At 60.3% G+C, this 21,648-nt stretch carries 20 protein-coding genes; 12 read left to right on the top strand and 8 right to left on the bottom strand.

The features are described 5' to 3' along the window. Positions 1-110 precede the first annotated feature (110 nt). The 7 genes from dksA (at position 111) to kynU (ending at position 5,775) form a co-directional block, all read left to right on the top strand. Positions 111-569 (top strand): RNA polymerase-binding protein DksA, encoded by a 459-nt coding sequence (gene dksA, locus ACSSV3_RS03430; RefSeq protein WP_354323752.1) that lies wholly within the window; start codon positions 111-113, stop codon positions 567-569. Between the two features lie 186 nt (positions 570-755). Next, a complete protein-coding gene (locus ACSSV3_RS03425) occupies positions 756-1,133 on the top strand; it encodes a PilZ domain-containing protein (protein ID WP_354323750.1) in 378 nt (125 codons plus the stop codon). 66 nt (positions 1,134-1,199) lie between these two features. Further along, positions 1,200-2,666: an ABC transporter substrate-binding protein gene (locus tag ACSSV3_RS03420; protein ID WP_354323748.1), complete on the top strand. Its 1,467-nt coding sequence runs from the start codon at positions 1,200-1,202 to the stop codon at positions 2,664-2,666. A gap of 5 nt (positions 2,667-2,671) precedes the next feature. Then, on the top strand, positions 2,672-3,103 hold the full coding sequence (locus tag ACSSV3_RS03415; RefSeq protein WP_354323746.1) for a DUF4112 domain-containing protein: 432 nt from the start codon (positions 2,672-2,674) through the stop codon (positions 3,101-3,103). 37 nt (positions 3,104-3,140) lie between these two features. Then, entirely contained in the window at positions 3,141-3,932 is a 792-nt protein-coding gene (locus tag ACSSV3_RS03410; RefSeq protein WP_354323745.1) for a tryptophan 2,3-dioxygenase, read from the top strand. Further along, positions 3,929-4,555 carry an arylformamidase gene (kynB, locus tag ACSSV3_RS03405; protein WP_354323743.1) on the top strand — a complete coding sequence of 209 codons (627 nt, stop codon included), beginning with the start codon at positions 3,929-3,931 and terminating at the stop codon, positions 4,553-4,555. The genes ACSSV3_RS03410 and kynB overlap by 4 nt, the downstream gene beginning before the upstream one ends. Before the next feature lie 2 nt (positions 4,556-4,557). Beyond that, entirely contained in the window at positions 4,558-5,775 is a 1,218-nt protein-coding gene (gene kynU / locus ACSSV3_RS03400; protein WP_354324089.1) for a kynureninase, read from the top strand. 63 nt (positions 5,776-5,838) lie between these two features. Here the strand turns inward: kynU and ACSSV3_RS03395 are convergent, their stop codons facing one another. The 5 genes from ACSSV3_RS03395 to ACSSV3_RS03375 all read right to left on the bottom strand — a co-directional run bounded on the left by ACSSV3_RS03395 (position 5,839) and on the right by ACSSV3_RS03375 (position 10,618). Continuing rightward, a complete protein-coding gene (locus ACSSV3_RS03395; RefSeq protein WP_354323741.1) occupies positions 5,839-6,063 on the bottom strand; it encodes a DUF1294 domain-containing protein in 225 nt (74 codons plus the stop codon). Between the two features lie 475 nt (positions 6,064-6,538). Continuing rightward, positions 6,539-6,937, bottom strand: a complete 399-nt coding sequence (locus tag ACSSV3_RS03390) for a hypothetical protein (RefSeq protein WP_354323739.1) — start codon at positions 6,935-6,937, stop codon at positions 6,539-6,541. A gap of 2 nt (positions 6,938-6,939) precedes the next feature. Then, positions 6,940-7,440, bottom strand: coding sequence for a hypothetical protein (locus tag ACSSV3_RS03385; protein ID WP_354323738.1), 501 nt, complete (start codon positions 7,438-7,440; stop codon positions 6,940-6,942). A 9-nt stretch (positions 7,441-7,449) separates the two neighbouring features. Beyond that, a complete protein-coding gene (locus tag ACSSV3_RS03380) occupies positions 7,450-8,496 on the bottom strand; it encodes a ribonucleotide-diphosphate reductase subunit beta (protein WP_354323737.1) in 1,047 nt (348 codons plus the stop codon). Positions 8,497-8,566: 70 nt separating this feature from the next. After that, the gene (locus tag ACSSV3_RS03375) at positions 8,567-10,618 is read right to left on the bottom strand and encodes a ribonucleoside-diphosphate reductase subunit alpha (protein ID WP_354324087.1); all 2,052 of its coding nucleotides are present in this window, start codon (positions 10,616-10,618) and stop codon (positions 8,567-8,569) included. Positions 10,619-11,541: 923 nt separating this feature from the next. On the opposite strand from ACSSV3_RS03375, the gene ctrA reads away from it, so the two are divergent. Further along, entirely contained in the window at positions 11,542-12,237 is a 696-nt protein-coding gene (gene ctrA, locus ACSSV3_RS03370) for a response regulator transcription factor CtrA (protein WP_354323736.1), read from the top strand. Positions 12,238-12,342: 105 nt separating this feature from the next. Here the strand turns inward: ctrA and ACSSV3_RS03365 are convergent, their stop codons facing one another. Beyond that, complete coding sequence (locus ACSSV3_RS03365) at positions 12,343-13,179, bottom strand: helix-turn-helix domain-containing protein (RefSeq protein WP_354323734.1); 837 nt, start codon at positions 13,177-13,179, stop codon at positions 12,343-12,345. A gap of 116 nt (positions 13,180-13,295) precedes the next feature. Here ACSSV3_RS03365 and trmB point away from each other — a divergent pair, with 116 nt between their 5' ends. Beyond that, a complete protein-coding gene (trmB, locus tag ACSSV3_RS03360) occupies positions 13,296-13,997 on the top strand; it encodes a tRNA (guanosine(46)-N7)-methyltransferase TrmB (RefSeq protein ID WP_354323732.1) in 702 nt (233 codons plus the stop codon). A 179-nt stretch (positions 13,998-14,176) separates the two neighbouring features. Here the strand turns inward: trmB and ACSSV3_RS03355 are convergent, their stop codons facing one another. Together ACSSV3_RS03355 and ACSSV3_RS03350 are read right to left on the bottom strand one after the other, a co-directional pair. Continuing rightward, entirely contained in the window at positions 14,177-14,497 is a 321-nt protein-coding gene (locus tag ACSSV3_RS03355) for an MliC family protein (protein WP_354323730.1), read from the bottom strand. A 52-nt stretch (positions 14,498-14,549) separates the two neighbouring features. Beyond that, a complete protein-coding gene (locus tag ACSSV3_RS03350) occupies positions 14,550-15,272 on the bottom strand; it encodes a queuosine precursor transporter (RefSeq protein WP_354323728.1) in 723 nt (240 codons plus the stop codon). A 217-nt stretch (positions 15,273-15,489) separates the two neighbouring features. On the opposite strand from ACSSV3_RS03350, the gene ACSSV3_RS03345 reads away from it, so the two are divergent. The 3 genes from ACSSV3_RS03345 (at position 15,490) to ACSSV3_RS03335 (ending at position 21,646) form a co-directional block, all read left to right on the top strand. After that, complete coding sequence (locus tag ACSSV3_RS03345; RefSeq protein WP_354323727.1) at positions 15,490-16,971, top strand: NupC/NupG family nucleoside CNT transporter; 1,482 nt, start codon at positions 15,490-15,492, stop codon at positions 16,969-16,971. Between the two features lie 56 nt (positions 16,972-17,027). Beyond that, complete coding sequence (locus tag ACSSV3_RS03340; RefSeq protein ID WP_354323725.1) at positions 17,028-17,957, top strand: isopenicillin N synthase family dioxygenase; 930 nt, start codon at positions 17,028-17,030, stop codon at positions 17,955-17,957. A 251-nt stretch (positions 17,958-18,208) separates the two neighbouring features. Beyond that, entirely contained in the window at positions 18,209-21,646 is a 3,438-nt protein-coding gene (locus ACSSV3_RS03335; RefSeq protein ID WP_354323724.1) for a TonB-dependent receptor, read from the top strand. Positions 21,647-21,648: the final 2 nt, after the last annotated feature.

The following is a 21,648-nucleotide window of genomic DNA, read 5'->3' as shown; positions in this document are numbered from 1 at the left end:
CCTATAGGGCGCGCATTGCTTCAGACGGCTGGGACCAAGTGAGCCAATGAAAATATTCAGGCGGCAGGACACGAAGGTCAGCCCAGCAAATCACGGGATGAGAGGGCTTGATGCCAACTGCCGCGCCTGACGAAATCGACATCCTCGAAAAGGCCAAGCGCCTGATCGCTCCGGACTATGTGCCGAGCGAGGACGAGGAATACATGAATGAGCGCCAGCAGGCCTATTTTCGCATGCTGCTGATCGAGTGGAAACGCTCGATCCATTCGGCTGCTGGCCAGACGCTGCAATCGTTGCAGGATGGCCCGATCCGCGAAGCCGATCTGACCGACCGCGCTTCCAGTGAAACCGATTGGGGCATCGAACTGCGCACCCGCGACCGCCAACGCAAACTGGTGTCCAAGATCGACTCCGCGTTGCGCCGGATCGATTCGGGCGAATATGGCTATTGCGAAGTCACCGGGGACCCAATCGGTCTGCGCCGCCTGATCGCGCGGCCGGTCGCAACCATGACGGTTGAAGCGCAGGAAGCCCACGAACGGCGCGAAAAAATCTCCCGCGACGATTGATCGTAAACTGTGGCTCGCGGCCTGTGCCGTGATGGGACGCCCGCTGCATCGCAGGCACCTGCGGCAATCATTTTAACCTTTTGGTAACTGCAATTGGCGCAGTTTCAATGGCGTTTTGTGGTCGGCCATCTAAAATGATGGACTGGCCCATGCGGTGATTTTTGCAGTTTAGGAGGCGACCCAGATATGACGGGTGTGGAAACACGCAGTGTTACGCGCGACAGTCTGTTCTTGCTGGCCGATATCCGCATCGAACAGAGCACCGAAACGCATCGGGTGCGAGTGCGTAACCTGTCCGACGGCGGGATGATGGGCGAAGGCAATCTGCGCGTCCAGCGCGGCCACCGCCTAACTGTCGAATTGCGCAATATCGGCGCGATCAAGGGCTCGGTCGCCTGGGTGCAAGACGACCGGTTCGGCGTCGCCTTTGATGATGAAATTGACTCGCAGAAGGCCCGGCGTCCGCTTGAGGCGAATGACGGGCCGACCGCCAGTTTGGTCGTATCCTCAAGAGCTCACCGCGCGCCTGCACCGCCGCAGCCGTCGATGCTGCGCAAGATTTGAACAAACGCGCCTGCCTGGGCAACCACCAAGCTGACCGATGCGTTGCAACCTGCTAGTCAGCGGTTGATGCGATTCTGGCCAACCCTGCTTGCCGCTCTGGCGCTGTCGTCCTGTGGCCCCTCGAACGGGAATGGTTCGGTCGAGGTGGCGATAATTGGCGCGCCTGAAAGCCTGTTTCAGCAGGGCGTGCGCCTGCCGTCAGCCGCTCAGCATTTGCGCGCGACAACCCACGAAGGGCTGGTTGCGCTCGATCCTGCTGGGCAGGTCGTGCCAGCTATGGCGGAACGCTGGATCGTCACCGATGACGGCATGAGTTACATCTTCCGCTTGCGGGACAGCACCTGGCCCGATGGTGAGGAGATCACGGCGACCGAGGTGCGGCGATTGCTGCGCGATGCGCTGGCGCGGTTGAAGGGAACGTCGCTCGGCCTCGATTTGGCCAAGGTGCGCGACATTCGCGCCATGACCGGGAGGGTGATCGAAGTGCGCCTGACCGCGCCGATGCCCGATTTTCTGCGATTGCTTGCTCAACCCGAACTCGGTTTTGCCAAAAGCGGAAACGGATCCGGGCCGATGGCGATGTCACGAGACGAGGCTGGAATGATCGCCCGCCTTACAGCCTTGCCGCCTGAAACGCGCGGCATGCCAGCCCGGGAAGATTGGCAAGAGGTCGCGCGCCCGGTCAGTGTTCGGGCCTTGCCGGCGCGCGATGCTGTGGCGGCATTTTCTCGGGGCGAGGTTGATCTGGTGCTGAATGGCAGCCTTGCCGATTTCCCGCTGGCCGAAACCGGGCCATTGTCGCGCGGGACGATACAGGTTGACCCGGCAATAGGTCTGCTCGGCTTGGCGGTGCGGCGCGAACAAGGCCTGCTGGCCGACCCCGCCCGGCGCGAGGCGCTGTCGATGGCGCTTGATCGCGGTGCGTTGATCCAGCCGTTCGGGCTGGGTGGGTGGAAGGCGACCAGCCGGATTGTGCCGCCCGAAAGTTTCATTGCGCCGCCTTTTGCTGGGGATCGGTGGGCTGGCACATCGCTTGATGAACGCCGGGCGACTGCGGCGGCGCGGGTGCGGGCGTGGACTGCGCAATCGCAAGCGAGTGCGGCGGTGCGCGTCGCTTTGCCACGCGGGCCGGGCAGCGATTTGTTGATGCGCCAACTGGCCGAAGCCTGGGCGCTGATCGGCGTTACAGCGGTGCGGGCCGCGCCGGGCGAGGAAGCCGATCTTGAACTGCGCGATACGATTGCCCGCTACACCGGGCCGCGCTGGTATCTCAACCAGTTCCATTGCAGTCTCAAAGCCAGCCTGTGCTCGGCCGAGGCTGATGCGCTGGTGCGCCAGTCGTTGACCGAACGCGATGCCGCCACACGTGAGCGGTTACTGGTCGAGGCTCATGCTGCGTTGACGGCCCGCGAAGTGTTCATTCCGCTTGGGGCACCGGTGCGCTGGTCGATGGTGCGTGGGTCAGTCAGGAACTACATCGCCAACCCGTGGGGCCTGCACCCCTTGTTCCCGCTGTCGCAGCCCACCACATAATCGGGATGGACACGCCCGTGAAACCCCGCCCAGAATCGCCGCACGTCATCACCATGCAACTGCCGACCGGCACCGATGCCGCATCGGTCCGCGCCCGCGTGACCATTATGGAAAAGCTGCTGGAACGCAGTTTCGTTATTCCGGGTGTGAATTTTCCGGTCGGGCTTGATGCACTGATCGGGTTGGTTCCGGTGCTGGGTGATATCGTGACGACAGCGATGGGAGCCTATATCGTCTGGGAAGCGCGCAATCTGGGCATGTCCCGATGGAAGCTGGCACGGATGGGGCTGAACGTGTTGTTCGATGCTGCGATTGGCGTGATTCCTTTGGTAGGCGATGCCGCTGATCTGCTGTTCCGTTCGAACACCAGAAACCTGAAAATCATCCTCAAACACATTGACAAGCACCATCCCGAAGCCCGCGTGATTGAGGGGTAGTTCCCCTGCCAGCCGCTGCGCGCTATAGGCTGTGGGCATGACCGACAAAGTTACTTACGCGAGCTATCTCGATCTCGACCGCGTTCTCGGGGCGCAACATCCATCCTCTGATGCGCATGACGAACTGCTGTTCATTATTGTGCACCAGGCCAGCGAGCTATGGCTCAAACTGTGCCTGCACGAACTGACCGCCGCGCGCGAATGTGTTGAAGCGGACAACCTGCGCCCTGCCTTCAAGATGCTCGCCCGGGTAGCGCGCGCGCAGACGCAGCTGATCCAGAGCTGGGACGTGCTCAGCACCATGACCCCGCATGATTATTCGCGCATCCGCCCCTATCTGGGCGGATCGAGCGGGTTTCAATCGGCCCAGTACCGGATGATGGAATTCATGCTTGGCGGGCGCGATGAAAAGCACGTGCAACTGCACGAAGGCAACGCCGATTGGGCTGCGCGGCTGGAGGCTGAACGGGGGCGGGCGAGCCTGTACGATGCGGCGATCCGCCTGCTGTCACGGCGTGGCTTCACGATCGCGGCGGAGGCGACCGGGCGCGACCCCACCGTGCCTTATCAACACAATGCCAGTGTCGAGGCGGCCTGGGCGGCGATCTACCGTGATCCGCAGGAGCACTGGGACCTTTACGAGCTGGCCGAAAAGCTGGTTGATCTGGAATACCATTTTCAGCGCTGGCGGTTCGGCCATCTCAAGACCGTTGAGCGGATCATCGGCTTCAAACGCGGGACCGGCGGGACGGCGGGTGTGCCCTATCTCGAAGGGGTCTTGAAACAGGCCTTCTTCCCTGAACTTTTAAGCGTCAGAACGGCGATATGAGCCGCCGGTTGTGGGACATTTCGCAGCCGCTGCGCCCCGGCTTGCCGGTTTGGCCGGGCGATACGGCGTTTGCGCAGGCAGGCACGTGGCAGATGGCGCAAGGCTCTCCGGTCAATGTCTCCGCGATCACGATGTCGACCCATTCGGGCGCGCACGCCGATGCGCCGCTGCATTATGCCGCCGATGCGCCTGATATCGCGAGCGTCGATCTTGCACCTTATCTCGGTGAGTGTGTGGTGGTGGACGTGCGCGGTGCAGGGCCGCTGATCCTGCCCGAACACCTGCCTGATCTGACGGGGGTGGAGCGGGTGCTGTTTCGCACCTTCGATGCCTTCCCCCACGATGCATGGGTGGACGAAACGGCCGCCCTTGCCCCGCAAACCGTCGATGCTCTGGCGGCAGCTGGCGTGCGGCTGGTGGGGCTGGATGGCCCTTCCATCGACCCGCAGACATCCAAAACGATGGACGCACATCTGGCGGTGCTGCGCCACGATATCCGCGTGCTTGAAGGGCTGGTGCTCGATGCTGTGCCGCCGGGGCGTTACGAGTTGATCGCGCTGCCGCTGGCGATAATTGGCGGCGATGCATCCCCGGTGCGCGCCGTTTTGCGGGAGCTGATATGACCATGGAAGACCGTGCACGGGAATTCGACGCCGCCGATCCGTTGGCGGGGTATCGGGATCGGTTCACACTGCCCGAAGGGGTGATTTACCTCGATGGCAATTCACTCGGCGCACTGCCCAAGGCTACGCCTGCGGCCATCGCCCGCGTGGTGGAGCAGGAATGGGGTGAGGGGTTGATCCGGTCGTGGAATAGCGCTGATTGGTTCGCCATGGCGGGCCGCATCGGTGGCAAGATTGCACCGTTGATCGGGGCCAATCCGCATGAAGTAATCGCCTGCGATTCAACCAGCGTGAACCTGTTCAAACTGATCGCGGCGGCGCTCACCATGCGTCCGGCGTGCAAGGTGATCCTGTCTGAACCCGGCAATTTCCCGACCGATCTCTACATGATCGCGGGGTTGGAGCGGCAGGGGCTGGCAACCCGGCGGCTGGCCGAGCGCGACCAGCTGGCCGAGGCACTCGATGGTGACGTTGCGCTGCTGCTGCTCACCCATGTGCATTACAAGACCGGCGCGATGCACGACATGGCGGCGCTGACCCGCGCGGCCCATGCGGCAGGCGCACTGGTGCTGTGGGATTTATCGCACTCAGCCGGGGCGGTGCCGGTCGATCTGAATGCGGTGGGCGCGGATTTTGCGGTGGGCTGCGGATACAAATATCTGTGCGGCGGGCCGGGTGCACCCGCCTTTGCCTTCGCAGCCGAACGTCACCATGCAAGCCTTGCCCAGCCGCTGACGGGCTGGTTCGGTCACGCTGCGCCGTTCGCCTTCGATGATGACTACGCCTCCGCGCCCGGTATCGAACAGTTGCAATGCGGCACCGCGCCGATCCTCGGCCTGACCGCGCTCGAAGTGGGCGTCGATCTGATTGCCGAAATCGGAGTGGGGCGGCTGTATGAAAAATCGCGCGCGCTGTCGGAGTTTTTCGGTGAATGCCTGAGCGCACACGGCGTAGAACTTGATTGTGTCAGCCCGACCGATAGCGGCGCGCGCGGCAGCCAGCTTTCATTTCGCACCCCCCATGCCTATGCGATCTGTCAGGCATTGATCGCGCGCGGCGTGATCGGAGACTTCCGCGATCCCGACGTGTTGCGGCTCGGCTTTGCGCCGGCCTACCTGCGCTTTGCCGACATGGCCGAAGCAGCGCGGCACCTTGCAGAAGTGCTGGAGGGCGCAGAGTGGCAGCGTGAGGAATTCAGCCAGCGTGCAAAGGTGACATAACTGTTTGGCGGCGGGTAATGCGCGCGGTTGGAGCCCGATTACAGAACTACTGAACGCCCCGCCTCACGCCCGGCGGCTAAGACATCGCGCAACAAGGATATCGCCCGGCGTGCGGCCGAGGAAGGCCAGTTGCAACAGCGTCCCCTCCAAAATGCGCCACGCCCCGCGCTCGGCCCGCGACTTGTCGATCCCGAAGGCGGCGAACGCGAGGAAGTTCATCGCGATGATCGCGGTGACGATGTTTTCAGGGCGCAAAGCGGTGTCGAGTGCGGGAGCAAGCCAATCCATAGCGCGGGCATAGCGCCCAAGGGCTTGATAAAAGGTTGCTTTGAGGGTGCGCGGCGGAGCGCCCCCCGTCATCCCGGCGCAGGCCGGGACCCAGAGCGGCTGGGTGCGATCCACGCCCAAGAAAGCTGGGCCCCGGCCTGCGCCGGGGAGACGAGGAGGGGAGAGTCAGACCCCCACACACGTATCCCTCATCGTCTTCCCGGGCTTGACCCGGGATCCCGCTTCTTTATTCAACGTAGCATAAGCCAGCGGGACCCCGGATCAAGTCCGGGGAGACGTGTGGGGGATACGTGTGATCGCGCTTCAAATGCGCCACGCCTTGCGAGGCGGCTAGCGGAGGTAGGTGACGTGCGCGATGCCGAAGCCAGCGGGGACGAGGTAGCGGCTTTTGTCTGACATGGGCAAGATCGGAGGAGCGCGTAGGACAAGATGCGAGCGTAGCTAAGTTGCCATCAAAAAACCAAGGTGATGCGGTTCAAAACCTTATATCCTCAATTTCCGTTATTCCCTCCACACCTAACTCTTCAAGAAGCTCATTAACAATCTTATCCGCGCCCCTAGCGTTTCGGCCAGCAGCATCATATAAATCTTTCATTAGCGAATAATAATTGTCATGAGGAGTGCGCGCCGGCCTAGCTTTGCCAAAGAATGTGTCGCTAAATGACTCTATTTTATCGCCATCTCGGTTATAAATTATAATCCATACATCTTCTTCACGCTCTCCCTCTTCGACAAACACATCAAGTCGCCGATCTCCAATCGATGTGAAAAAAACATCCGATCCAGCCTGTACGGCCCAAGCCAAGGCTCCAGAAGTCGTATTTGAATACAGCGCTTCGACTAGCGCTCGTAATTTATTCATCGCCTCGTTCATAGTTAGTCTCTCTGGATCTGAACCTTAACCTTCACAAGCGCGATATGTATTTCACGAAATGAATCGTTTATTTTTGCTAAATCTGTAGCATCGCGCCTGTGACCATTCTCAGCTTTGTTTGCCAAATTCGATGCACGCTTTATTGCTGTAGATAATTGTTGTGACGTTTTATCGTTAGCTTGAGCGAAATTCTCCCTTATATTTATAAGGGATTTCATTAAATTATCAGCCTCCCGCCGCCACTTTATTTCGTCTTCGCTTTTCAACTCTTCTTTCATTGCCTCCAAGGATCGCTCAGCTATCGCCACCTCACCAAAGATGTCGAAACTGGCAATCCTGAATTTCAAGGCCTGAATAGCTTCTTCGGCAGCTTCTGACGAGCTTTTTACCTTTTTAATCTGTTCAATTGCAAACCAAATGCCCCAAAGTGCCACACCCAGCCCTAATACGCTCGCAACCGAGCTGAATGCGAGCCATTCGGGCGAGGTGAGAAACTTGAGCACTCGCAACAATCACTCCGCAGCCTCAGCCCCAAACAACCCGGCCTCGGCCTCTTCAACCCCGTCCTCGTTCACCGCTTTCGCCTTCTGGCGCTTATCAAACGACGACCACACGGTGTTCCAATCGCCCCTTGTGGCGCCCTTGGAATACTCTGTCGCGCGGGTTTCGAAGAAGTTGGCGTGTTCCACCCCGTTCAGCAGCGGCGATAGCCACGGCAGCGGGTGGTCTTCGATCATGTAGATTTCCTGCAGGCCCAGCTGTTTCAGCCGCCAATCGGCGATGTAACGGATGTAGCGCTTGATCTCCTTGGCGCTCATCCCGTTGACCGGGCCCATTTCAAACGCGAGGTCGATGAAGTTGTCTTCCAGCCGCACGGTCTTCTGGCAGATGTCGATCAGGTCTTCCTTGACCGATTTGGTCAGGCACTGGCGTTCTTCGCAGAAGGTGTGGAACAGTTTGATGATGCCTTCGCAGTGCAGGCTTTCATCGCGCACTGACCAGCTGACGATCTGGCCCATGCCCTTCATCTTGTTGAAGCGCGGGAAGTTCATCAGCATCGCAAAGGATGCGAACAGTTGCAGCCCTTCGGTAAACCCGCCGAACGCGGCAAGCGTGCGGGCGATATCCTCATCCGTATCGACCCCGAACTGATTGAGGAAATCGTGCTTGTCCTTCATTTCCTCATATTCGAGGAAGGCGCTGTATTCGCTTTCGGGCATCCCGATGGTGTCGAGCAGGTGCGAGTACGCCGCGATGTGCACGGTTTCCATGTTGGAAAACGCCGCCAGCATCATCTTGATCTCGGTCGGCTTGAACACCCGGCCGTAATTTTCGTGATAGCAGTTCTGCACCTCGACATCGGCCTGGGTGAAGAAGCGGAAAATCTGGGTGAGCAGGTTACGCTCGTTCTCGGTGATCTTCTGCGCCCAATCGCGGCAATCCTCGCCCAGCGGCACTTCTTCGGGCATCCAGTGGATCTGTTGCTGGCGCTTCCAGAAATCATAGGCCCAGGGGTACTGGAACGGTTTGTAGGTGGAGCGGGCTTCAAGCAGCGACATGGCGGAACCTCCGGCTAGGGAATCAGTATATCAGATAATGGGCCGCGCGAGGCGGCGGATTCGGGCGCGCCTATTGGCAGCTTAAGCATTCTTCGTAATCGGTCGGGCCGTCGGCGGCGGCGAGTTCGATGCGGGCGAGTTCGGTGGTGTTATCCGCCTCCACCCCGCCGACGAACCCGGCGCGCTGCACCGACTTGGAGCGGAGGTAATAGAGCGATTTGATCCCGCGCTCCCACGCCTGGAAATGCAGCATCATCAGATCCCACTTGTCGACATCGGCCGGGATGAACAGGTTCAGCGACTGCGCCTGATCGATATAGGGCGTGCGATCCGCCGCGAATTCGAGCAGCCAGCGCTGGTCGATTTCAAAGCTGGTCTTGTAGACCGCCTTTTCCTCGGGCGTGAGGAAATCGAGGTGCTGAACGCTGCCACCGCGTTCGAGGATCGAGTTCCAGACATTGGTCGAGTTTTTCGACTTCTTCTCGAGCAATTTCTCGAGATAGGGGTTCTTGACGATAAAGCTGCCCGACAGCGTCTTGTGGGTGTAGATGTTGGCCGGGATCGGCTCGATACAGGCCGACGTGCCGCCGCAGATGATGCTGATCGACGCGGTCGGCGCGATTGCCATCTTGCAGGAAAACCGCTCCATCGCGCCCATGTCTGCGGCATCGGGGCACGGCCCGCGTTCCTGCGCGAGCAGCATTGATGCCTCGCACGCCTTGGCGTGGATGTGCTTGAACATCTTCAGGTTGATCGCCTTGGCCATCGCGCTTTCGAACGCCATGCCCTTGGCCTGCAGGAAGGAGTGGAAGCCCATCACACCGAGGCCCACCGAACGTTCGCGCGCGGCGGAATATTTGGCGCGGGCCATTTCGTCGGGCGCGCGGTCGATATAATCCTGCAGCACGTTGTCGAGGAAGCGCATCACGTCTTCGATGAACAGCTTGTCGCCGTTCCATTCGTCCCAGGTTTCCAGGTTCAATGACGACAGGCAGCACACCGCCGTGCGGTCATTGCCCAGGTGATCGACCCCGGTCGGCAGGGTGATTTCGCTGCACAGGTTCGAGGTTGAAACTTTCAGCCCCAGATCGCGGTGATGCTTGGGCATCATGCGGTTCACCGTGTCGGAGAACACGATGTAAGGTTCCCCCGTGGCCAGTCGAGTTTCGACCAGTTTCTGGAACAGCGAGCGCGCATCGACGGTGGCGCGCACTTCGCCGGTCTTGGGCGATTTGAGGTCAAATTCGGCCCCGTCACGCACCGCTTCCATGAATTCATCGGTCAGCAGCACGCCGTGGTGCAGGTTCAGCGCCTTGCGGTTGAAGTCGCCGCTGGGTTTACGGATTTCGAGGAATTCTTCGATTTCCGGGTGGCTGACGTCAAGATAGCACGCCGCCGAACCGCGCCGCAGCGAACCTTGCGAAATCGCCAGCGTCAGGCTGTCCATGACGCGCACAAACGGGATGATCCCGCTGGTCTTGCCGTTCAGGCCAACCGGTTCGCCAATCCCGCGGACATTGCCCCAATAAGTGCCGATCCCGCCGCCCTTGCTGGCGAGCCAGACGTTTTCGTTCCAGGTGTTGACGATCCCTTCAAGGCTGTCGGACACCGAATTGAGGTAACACGAAATCGGCAAGCCGCGGTGGGTGCCGCCGTTTGACAGCACCGGAGTGGCGGGCATGAACCACAATTTCGAGATGTAATCATACAGCCGCTGGGCGTGGGCCTGATCATCGGCATAGGCATCGGCCACGCGGGCGAACAGATCCTGATAATTCTCTCCGGGCAGCAGATATCGATCGGTCAGCGTGTCCTTGCCGAAATCGGTCAGCCGGGCATCGCGGCTGTCGTCGGTGACGACGGTAAAGCGGCGGGCGTTGACCTTCTTGCTGTCGGTAGCACCCTTCCCCGCTTCGGCCCCGGCTTGCGCGAGCGCGCCGGCCAGCGCTTCGCCAGCCTTGGCGGCGATGAGTTCTTCCGATCCGGCATCCGCCTTGTTCATGGTCACAGCCTTTTCATCCCCTGCGGACATCTCGGCCCCCGCTTGTGCCTCGGCAGGCGTGCCTGCATCCAATTCGTTCACCACATCACCCGGCACGTTATCGCTCACCTTGAAATCCATCTGCTGCCCCACTTTGCCCCCGAATCGGAACGACCCGCAAGTGGCCATGTTCCAATTCTGTTCTATACCGGTTGATCCACAGACTTGCCAACAGGAGGGCTCCGAAAGACGCCTGTTGCTGCACCTGCTGATCGGTTCGCGGCGCGTATCGGTTCCTCGGGCCGGGGCGAATCCTCTCTCCGGTGCTCTGATCCGAGCGGCGGGTGATTCACCAAGGCTTGGGGGTTCGATTTGCGCCGAACCACTAGATGATGAATCAGTGCGCGACTCACGTCAACGACAGATTAACCTCTAAATTACCATATCGACCATTTGTCGGGGTGGTTCAGACCCGCGACGCGTGGAGCAAGCTTGAGTCGCGAACCGCGCAAGCCCCAAATCGAATCTGTGAAGAAAAATATGGTGATTGAATCTTTCGAATCCAGCTATGAATCTTTTGCGCGCGCGGTTGAATGATTGTTGCGCTTCAGGCGGGCAAGGGCAGTGCACCACGTATTGCGCCTGCATAGGGGCGACAAGCCCGGCAAGGAGATCGACTGGCGATTATGCGGCGAGGTCTTCAATGTTCAGGACGAGCAAACCAGTCCCGGCGCGCGAGCATCAAAACTCTCTGAACCGATGTGGAACTCGTTCTTCGCACTGCATACCGGCCCGTGGCAAAAGCAGGCCACAGCAAGAGGCCTGACACACGAGCGATAAAAGCGCCAAGCTGTCACAGCCGACACAAAATCGCCGTGCAAAACTGGGGGCATCCACACACGCCCGACCCCAAATCGACCGTCCGCCACTGTGACTCGAAAGACTCACTTCAAAACGTTAACGCCTTAAACCTCTTATTAACCTTTTTTGGTGACAAGTGTCGTGGTTAACAGGCGGCAACCTCTCCTAAGCAGGGGTTACCAAAGGCAAACAGGGGACCAGCGATGCGTGTGCTGCTGATCGAAGACGAACCGACTACCGCCAAGGCGATTGAGCTGATGCTCACCACCGAGGGTTTCAATGTCTATTCGACCGACCTCGGCGAAGAGGGCCTCGATCTGGGCAAGCTGTATGATTACGACATCATCCTGCTCGACCTGAACCTGCCCGACATGCACGGGTATGACGTGCTGAAGAAGCTCCGCGTCGCCAAGGTGCAGACCCCGGTGCTGATCCTGTCAGGCATTTCCGAAATGGATTCGAAGATCCGCAGCTTCGGTTTCGGCGCGGATGATTATGTGACCAAACCGTTCCACCGCGAAGAGCTGGTCGCCCGCATCTATGCCGTGGTGCGCCGGTCGAAAGGCCATTCGCAAAGCGTTATCCGCACAGGCAAGCTGGCCGTGAACCTCGATGCCAAGACGGTCGAAGTCGATGGCGCGCGCGTTCACCTCACCGGCAAGGAATATGCGATGCTGGAACTGCTCTCGCTTCGCAAGGGCACCACTTTGACCAAGGAAATGTTCCTCAATCACCTTTACGGCGGGATGGACGAACCCGAACTCAAGATCATCGACGTGTTCATCTGCAAGCTGCGCAAGAAGCTGAGCCTTGCTTGCGGCGGTGAAAACTACATCGAAACGGTATGGGGCCGCGGTTACGTGCTGCGCGATGATGAACAGGTGGTCGAAGCCGCGTAGTTTATTTTGCGAGGGCGTTTCCAGGCGCTCGGGTCCTTGCGGGCCGAAACAGCGCTTTTTCAATTTACAGGACGCCCGGGACTTGTGCTCCGGGCGTCCTGCATTTCAGCCCACTCTATTGAAGGTGGTGGTGACAATGTCCGGTATTCCGGCGGCTGCCCAGACGATCGTTTCGGTCATGGTCCGGCCATCTTTTGCGATCGTATAGACCCGTGTTGAGACGCGCATACCGTCCTTGGCCAGCGTCATCACCAGCGTATCGGGATCGGGACGGCGCAGCGATACGCTATCAACAAAGCCCATCGTGCCTGAAACCGGCACGGCCACGCCGTCAAGGGTGGCGGCAGACTGGGCATCCATCCGCGATCCGTCCGCCGCGACGATCTCGACTATGGTGTTCCAGCGCCCCTCCGGCCCCTCACTGAACGCGATGGTGACTGCGCGAGGACGCTCTTCGGCAGGGATGCTCTCAATATCAAGCGACCAGCGCCCGACCAGCGGCGATTGCCCGATGGGGGACACAGCGGCAGAGCGCGGGGTTGCGCCATGTTCCGAAGGGTTCGTGGCCGTTACCAGCAGCCCGGCTGCGACGAGAGGCAGAGCAATCAACATCATAATCGTTCCTTTCGACCAAAAGCCGCGACTGTGCGGCGGCCTTTCACGGCTCTCGGTGAAGGAAGCGGCCTCCGGCAGATCAATATTCTTGTCCCAGATTTTCTGGGCGTCGAGCAGGCGGGCAAGTTCCCGGCTGCTTCCGACACCGGTCTTGCGCCGTGCCTCGCGCAGGCGTTCGTTGATCGACGCTTCTGACCGATCCAGTCCGGCTGCAATCGACTTCACTGTATGCCCGGCCGCCAGCAGGCGCAGGACCTCAAGCTCTTTTTCGTTGAGCGCGGCGGGCTGAATGGCACGTGTTCCTATCGTCGGGGGCAGGGCTGACATGGCCCGTGCTCACCACAGGGCAATCGGAGCGTCCAGCACGATTTTTTTGGGGAATGGCCGCCAGCGCGCTGCCTTCCGGTTGACCCTCGTCGGGTCGGGTGCCAATTGCCCCGTCCATGACAGCGTTCAAGGAAGGCGATCCGACCACAATCGCACGGCTTTATGGCCGCAGCGTCGGCAAGAAATTGCGGACCCGGCAGCAGGGGCTGGTTGATAACCTGCTGCCGCAAATCGCCGTGCCTGCCGAAGGGCCGGTGACGAGCGAAATCCTGTTCGGCGACCAGCGCCCGCTGCATTTCGAGATCGGCTTTGGCGGGGGAGAGCATCTTGCTTACCGCGCCGACTTGCTACCCGATCACGGTTTCATCGGGGCCGAACCCTTCGTCAACGGCGTGGCGCAGGCGCTGACCCATATTGCCGATCAGCAGCTCCCGAACATCCGCCTGCATCTGGGCGATGCGCTCGATGTGCTGGCGCGGGTGCCCGATGGGGCGCTGAGCATGGTCTATCTACTCCACCCCGATCCCTGGCCCAAGGCCCGCCATGCCAAGCGGCGGATGATGAATGACGGGCCGGTAAAGCTGATCGCGCAGAAGATGAAACCGGGCGGCGAATTCCGGTTCGGCACCGATCACGACATCTATCTGCGCCACGCCCTGATGGTGATGCAGCGCCACACCGATCTGTTCGAATGGGTGGTGGAAAAGCCATCCGACTGGCAGGTGCGCCCGTCAGGCTGGCCCGAAACGCGGTATGAGCAAAAGGCTCGCACCGTGTACGGGCACGAGGTCTGGTATTTTCGCTGGAGGCGGATTTAGGGGCACCGCCGCCCTGAAGGCTTTGCGATGATCCCTACCGACGCGCGGGTGCGGATCGCACTCGATTACACGGATATGAGGAGGGCGTCCTTGTTGGCCTACCGCTTCGCTGCTTGAGGCCGGTCGCCAATGCGGTCGCTGTGCGACCGATTTCGCATCGTCAAGAATGCGAAGCTTGCTCAAACCCCCCTTGGCACCGCCACTTTCCGGCAGGTCATCGGCACCATGCGGCCCACTGTCCATGTTGCTTCGTCGCCCTTGCTCCAGAATTGGTGCGTCGCGCTCATGTATTTTGCGCCTGATGCGGATTTGTCGGCGGGGAGCGTGACGGGCTTGTCATTGTTCATCTGCACCATCACGCGGTCGCCCGAAAGACTATCAACCTTGAGCCGGATGCCGTCACCGCAATCATAATAGCTGCTCACCCCCGGCCCACCGACCGGCGCGCAGCCTGCGAGCGCAATGGTGCCTGCGAAGACTATAATCATTCCGGTTTTCATGCTGAACCCTCCCTGATTCCCGAAAGTCAGATTACCGCGAATCAGCGCAGGCTCAAGCCCCCGGTTTTGCACCCCGCCCATCCAGCCATTTCGCCGCCTTCACCCCGCCGGTAATCAGGAACGGCACCAGCACCAGCGATAGCACCACCTTGGCGATCACCTGCCCGATCAACAGGTTGGTGATCGGGAACAGCCCGTAAAATGCCAGCGTGATGAAGATCACCGAATCCACCGCCTGCGACAGCGCCGATGCGATTGCGCCGCGCACCATCAGATCAATCGTGCCGCCACTGTTGCGGCCTCTCAACCGGTCAAAGATCCAGATATTGAGCAGCAACGAGGTGATATAGGCCGCCGGCCCAGCCGCCCACACGCGCCACACGGTCGAATGCACCCGTTCAAACGCGGCCAGATCATCGGCGCGGCCCGCGACCATCTCGGTTGAAGCGGGCAGGCCCAGCACCAGTTGCATCAGCAGCGATGCAATCAACAGCGGCAGAAAACCCCACCACACGATCCGCTGCGCAAACTGGCGTCCGTATAATTGCGCCATCGTGCTGGATATCACCACCAGTAGCAGGAACGCGAAAATCCCGCTCTCCACCGCCAGATCGGTCGGCCACAACTGCACCTGCTTATATGCCAGCACCCCCGCCAGCACCGTCATCCCGCCATATAACAGCGTGAACACGAACAGGCCCAGCGGCATGTTTGCAAGGGGGCTGGCTGGCGCCGACGGAACAGCGGCTTGCGCTGCGGATGGGGTATCGTTCATCGCGTGATTGCTAGCCAGCGCGCGGGCAAAAGAAAAGCGGCGCGTGTGCGCCTGTCACCGGTCACGGCCCAGCCACCGCGCTGCGCGCTGTCATCCGGCTTGCAACTGGCGTCGCAAACTGCCACGCCCGCATGATTGCCTGCGGGGGCCAACCGGCGGACAACAGGGATCACGTCACTTAACTATTTTCAGACATTGCAAGGGGCACGTTGCTACCGTGAACGAGAGTATCACGCCGATCCTTCTGAGCCTTGCCGGGGTCATCGCTATTCTTGGTATTGCCTTTGCGTTGTCTTCAGGGCGGCGCAGGATCAACCTGCGCGTGGTTGGCGCGGCGTTTGCGTTGCAAGCGTTCACCGCGCTGATCGTGCTGCGCACCGATGTGGGTGTGGCCATCATCGGCGGGCTTTCCAGCGGCGTGATCGCGCTGCTCGATTTTTCCAAGGTGGGCATCACATCGGTGTTCGGGCCGATGGAAAACAACCCGTTCGCCAATACCTTTGTGATCGCCGCGCTGCCGGTGATCGTGTTCTTCGCGGCGATTGTTTCGATCCTCTACCACCTTGGCATCATGCAGCGGCTGGTGCGCTGGGTGGGCGGAGCGATTGGCTGGATCACCGGGATCAGCCGGGTCGAAGCGCTCGGCTCTGCCGCCAACATCTTTGTCGGCCAATCGGAAAGCCCGCTGGTGGTGCGCCCCTATCTTGCCGCGCTGCCCGCACCCGCGCTGTTCACCTTGATGACCGTGGGGATGGCGGGCGTCGCAGGCACGATTCTGGCCGCCTATGCCAGCTTCATCGGTGAAGATGCGGTGCCGTTCCTGCTGGCGGCGGCGTTCATGTCGGCACCGGGCGGGATCCTGATGGCCAAGATCATCATGCCCGATGATCCGGCGGCAATGGCTCCCGATCATGACAACACCGTCGGCCAGGCAGCCGTGGCGCGCGCGCGCGGCAAAGCCGGTTCGCTGGCCGAAGCGACCCGCGTGGTGATGTATGACGAAAACGGGCACGAGGTCGAACTGCCGCAGGCTCGGATCAGCTCGGTTGGCCCTGCGGCAATGGTCGAAAGCGGCAAGTCCGATGAAGTGATGGCTGCCGAAACCTTTGAAGAAGGCCATCGCCCCGCCAACATCATCGAAGCCGCCGCGCAAGGCACCCAGACCGGGGTGAAACTGGCGGTGGCGGTTGGCGCGATGGTGATGGTGTTTGTCGCGTTGGTGGCGTTGGCGAACGGTGCGCTCGCCGGGATTGGCGGCGGCATGGTGGGCTTTGCCGATCAGATCGGCGCGCCGTTCGCGCCTGCGACCGCCGAATGGCTGGCGAATATCAGCTTCCAGAAACTGCTGGGCTATCTGTTCGCACCCGTGATGTTCCTGATCGGCATTTCCGATTGGGATCAGGCGCAGATTGCGGGTGGATTGTTCGGCACCAAGATCGTGCTCAACGAATTTGTCGCCTTCATCGATCTCGGCGCGATGCAGGCGGGTGAATTGACCGCGCGCAGCCGGGCGATCATCACCTTTGCGCTGTGCGGTTTTGCCAATTTCTCCTCGATCGCGATCCAGATGGCAGTGACCGGCGGGCTGGCTCCGAACCAACGCCCGGTGATCGCGCGGCTGGGGCTGAAAGCGCTTGCGGCAGGCAGCCTCGCCAATCTGATGAGCGCGGCGCTGGCGGGACTGTTTTTGCCGCTGTAATTTGACACCTCTGACCCTCTTGGCAGCGGCGTGGGCGCGGGTGTAAGGCGGCTGTCATGATCAACATTGCTTCAGTCTCGCTCGCCCAGCCGCTCGATACCATCGCCGATGAGTTGGGGCGCAGTTTTGGCGAATATGGTTTTGCCGTGGTGCGCGATCACGGCATCCCGCAAGACCTGATCGATCAGGCCGAGGCCGTGTCCAAGGCGTTCTTTGCGCTGCCCGACCCGGTCAAGCGTGCCTACAAGATCGAAGGCGGCGGCGGCGCGCGCGGTTACACCCCGTTCGGCACCGAAAAGGCCAAGGACGCCGAGGTGTTCGACCTGAAGGAATTCTGGCACGTTGGCCGCACCCTGCCGCCGGGCCACCCGCTGGCTGAATTCATGGCACCCAATATCTGGCCGGACGAGGTCGAAGGCTTCCGCGAAACCATGAGCGCGCTGTTCGCCGCGTTCGAAGTGGCCGGCGCGCGCGTGCTCGAAGCTATTGCGCTGCATCTGGGCCGTCCGCGCGATTTCTTTGCGGACAGCATTGAAGACGGCAATTCGGTGATGCGGCTGCTGCATTATCCGCCGCTGGGCGAAGGCGCGCCCGAAGGTGCGATTCGCGCCGCTGCGCATGAAGACATCAACACCATCACCCTGCTGCTGGGGGCCGAGGAAGCCGGGCTCGAACTGCTCACCCGTCAGGGCGAATGGCACGCGGTTGATGTGCCGCCGGGCGCGCTGGTGATCAATGTTGGCGATATGCTGGAACGCCAGACCAACGGGCGGCTGCGTTCAACCACGCACCGGGTGGTCAATCCGCGCGGTGAAGCGGCGCGGCGGGCGCGGTTCTCGATGCCGTTTTTCCTGCATTTCCGGCCCGATTTCCTGATTGAACCACTGCCCGAATGCATTGATGCAGGCGCCGCGACTCCGCCGCCGGCACCGATCACCGCGCATGATTTCCTGATGCAGCGGCTGCGCGAGATCAATCTCGCCTGATTTTCGCCATTCGGGGCTGTAAACCGCCAATTGCAAAAACCCTGCGGGCGTTGCGGCGATGCAACACTCGCGCGCAGATATGGCGCAACTCCGAGAGTCTTCTGGTGTTCGGAAAAGCGCGCATTATGCAATCGGCGCATCGGGGAAGGGTGTTTCATCAAATTGTCACAGAACAGTCGTTTTTCCGCAAGCGTTCAGGGCTAGGGCGGCCCGCGTTACCGTAATTTTCCATTGTTTCAGGGGCTCCACACATGAAGCTTAAATATCTCCTCGCGGCCAGCATCGTCAGCCTCTCCGCAGCCGCTATCTTGCCTGCGCCGGTGATGGCGCAGCAGATCACCTCCAGTATCCAAGGCACGGTGCAAGACGATAGCGGCACGCCGATTTCCGGGGCGACGGTCATTGTAACCGATACGCGCACGGGTGCATCGCGCACCACCACAACCGATGCGGGTGGCAGATTTTCGGCAACCAACCTGATTGTCGGCGGTCCCTATACCGTCTCCGCCAATGCCGAGGGTTTCGAAGGCCAGACGATTTCTGACATCAATACCTCGTTGCAGGGCGCAACCGGGGTCAGCTTCTCGCTTGCGGTGGGGTCCGGCACCATCGTCGTATCCGGCACACGGGCCACGGTGACACAATTGGCGACCGGCCCTGGTTCAGCATTTTCGCTCGAAGTGCTCGAAAACTCCCCCAGTTTCAACCGCGATATCCGCGACATCATCCGGTTCGATCCGCGCGTCAGCCTGGACCGCGACGATGGTGGTTCGGGCGCAGACCGGATCAGTTGCCTTGGCGGCAATGATCGCGGCAATGCCTTTACGGTTGACGGGATCAGTCAGGGCGACATTTTCGGCCTCAACGATACCGGTTTCAGCTCGCGCAGTTCGACCCCGATCCCGTTTGACGCAGTGCGTGAAACGCAGGTTCAATTTGCGCCGTTCGATGTCGATTACGGCAATTTCACCGGCTGCGCGATCAATGTGGTGACCAAATCGGGCAGCAATGATTACCATTTCGGCGGGTTTTTCGAATATTCGGACAATGGCCTGCGCGGCAACAAGGTTGTAGCTGACGGCGAAATCCGCAATGTCGCCCCGATCGAGGCAGACAAGCGCTGGGGTGTCTATCTTGGCGGCCCGGTGATCAAGGACCGTCTGTTCCTGTTTGGCGCCTATGAACATCAGGAAGCCGGCCAATCGCAGGATGATGGCCCGACGGGGGCCAATTTCCCGAACGAGCAGGTCGGTATTTCTGTCGATCAGTTCAACGAAGTTCGTGAGGTTCTCAATCGCGTTTACGGCATTGATACCGGTGATCTGGTGACCAGCCGTCCGTTCACCAACAACCGCTATTTCCTGCGCGGCGATCTCCAGATCAACGATGATCACCGTCTGGAAACGACCTATCAGCGGCTCGAAGAAGGCTCCACGCTGGCGGATGACCTGTTCACCGGCAACAGCCCGCAGGCTGTGGGCCAAAACACTTTCCGCATCAGTGGCACCAAATCGAACTATTATTCGGGCCGCCTGTTTTCGCAATGGTCCGACAATCTTTCGTCCGAAATCCGCTATTCGCGTTCAGAAGTGCGCGATCTGCAGGATCCGATCGGCGGCGGCGAAGCGCAGTCGGACAATCCGATCCCGCGCATCATCGTCGGCATCGATAACCCGACCGGAATTGACGGCACCGTAATGGCTGGGCCGGGCAATTCGCGTTCAGCCAACGATCTGCGGACCAATGTTGATCAGTTCCGCGCTGCGTTAAAGCTGGATGCGGGCGCGCATCATTTCAAAGTCGGGGTTGAATACAACCGTGTATCGCTGTTCAACCTGTTCGTGCAGAACGCGACCGGTACCTTGGTGTTCCGCAACATTGCCGATCTGGAAGCTGGCCTGCTGTCACCCGGCACTGGTAACAACCTGACCAACACCATACCCGCCAACGTCATCAGTGGGGCGACCGAAGGGGCGTTCGGCAATTTCTCCTCGACCGGCAATGTCGTCGATGCGGCGGCCGATTTCAATCGCACGATCTATTCGGCGTTTGCGCAGGACGAATGGGAAATCAGTGACCAGCTCAATGCCGTTATTGGCGTCAGGGTTGACTGGTTTGATGGCGGCGCGCCCGCGATCAACCCGAATTTCGTTGCCCGTTACGGTTTTGGCAACAACACCGGTTTCAGCGCTCTCGATCCGATTGTGATGCCGCGTCTGGCGCTGACATACGATATGAATGATTTCGCGGTGTTTTCCGGTGCGCAGCTGCGCGGCGGCGTTGGCGTGTTTTCCGGCGGTGACCCGCTAGTGTGGTTCGGCAATGCCTTCCAGAATGATGGCCGCGGCTTTGCCACCGGCACAACGCAGGATGCGCCGTGTCCGGCAGGGCAGATCGATGTGGTGGTTGGCGGCCAGTTCACCGGCCTGCCCAGCTGTTTTGTGGATGCGGCGGTCAATCGTTCGGCTGCGGGCCTTGGCGATACCCAATCGATTAGCCCGGATATCAAACTGCCCAGCGTGATCCGCGCCAATCTGGGCTTCACTTCCGGTCTCGATTTCGCCGACAGCGGATTTTTCAGCGGCTGGAATCTGACGCTCGATTACATTTACAGCCATATGCGCAATCCTTTTACGCTGGTCGACCTGTCGCAAACGCCTGATCCGTCACGCGGGCTGGGCGGCTTTACAATTGACGGCCGCCCAATCTTCCGGGCGATCGATCCGTTGGCTAACAATTGCGACGCCGAACTGGTCGGTCTCGACCCCGGCCCGGTTTTCTCGGGTGTCACTGCGGCGTGTTTTGCCACCAGCCGCGATGATGAATTGATGCTGACCAATGCGGGCAGCACCAACAGCCAGATTGCCTCCTTCATTCTGGACAAGCGGTTCAATGGCGGGCTGTTTACCGAAGGCGGTTCGGTTGATTTCAACCTCGGTTATGCCTGGACCCATGCGCGGGATCGGCGCAATATGTTCAGCTCCACCGCTGGTTCGAACTTCGACCTGACGGCGGCGTTTGACCGGCAGAACCCCGATCCCTCGCGCGGATTCTTCGGATCGCGCCACAACATCACCTCGCGGTTGTCGTTCAAGGAAGAATTCTTCAGCGATCTGGCGAGCCGCCTGTCGATTTCCTTCATCGCACGCTCGGGCCGGCCCTTCAGCCTGACCTTCACCGGCGGCGGCGTGTTCAACGACAGCGCTTCGGGCAATGACAATGCGCTGGTCTATCTGCCAACAGGGGTGAACGATCCGAACATTGCGCCTACGTCGAATGCGGCTGCGGTGCAGGGCCTGGTCGATTTTGCCAATGGTCTGGGCTGCGCCAAGGCGCACATCGGCAGCTCGATCCCTCGCAATACCTGCACCAACGACTGGTATTACGATATGGATCTGTCGCTGTCGCAGGAACTGCCGGGGCCGGGCCGCCTGTTCGGTCATGATGATAAGATCAAGCTGTTCGCTACGGTCGACAATTTCCTCAATCTGCTGGACAGCAGCTGGAACGTGCAGCGGCGGCGCAATTTTGCCGGATTGCAGGATATTGCCAATATCTCCGGGATCGATGCGCAGGGCCGCTACATCATTTCCGGCTTTGCGGGGGAAGATGCCTTCAATAACGACAATAACGTCAATATCAGCTCGTCGGTCTGGCGGATCAAAGTTGGCGTCAGCTACGATTTCTGACC

Source organism: Porphyrobacter sp. MBR-49 (assembly GCF_053628655.1).
The sequence above is the reverse complement of the archived record's forward strand: the minus strand, read 5'-3'. Positions and strand labels throughout refer to the sequence as shown.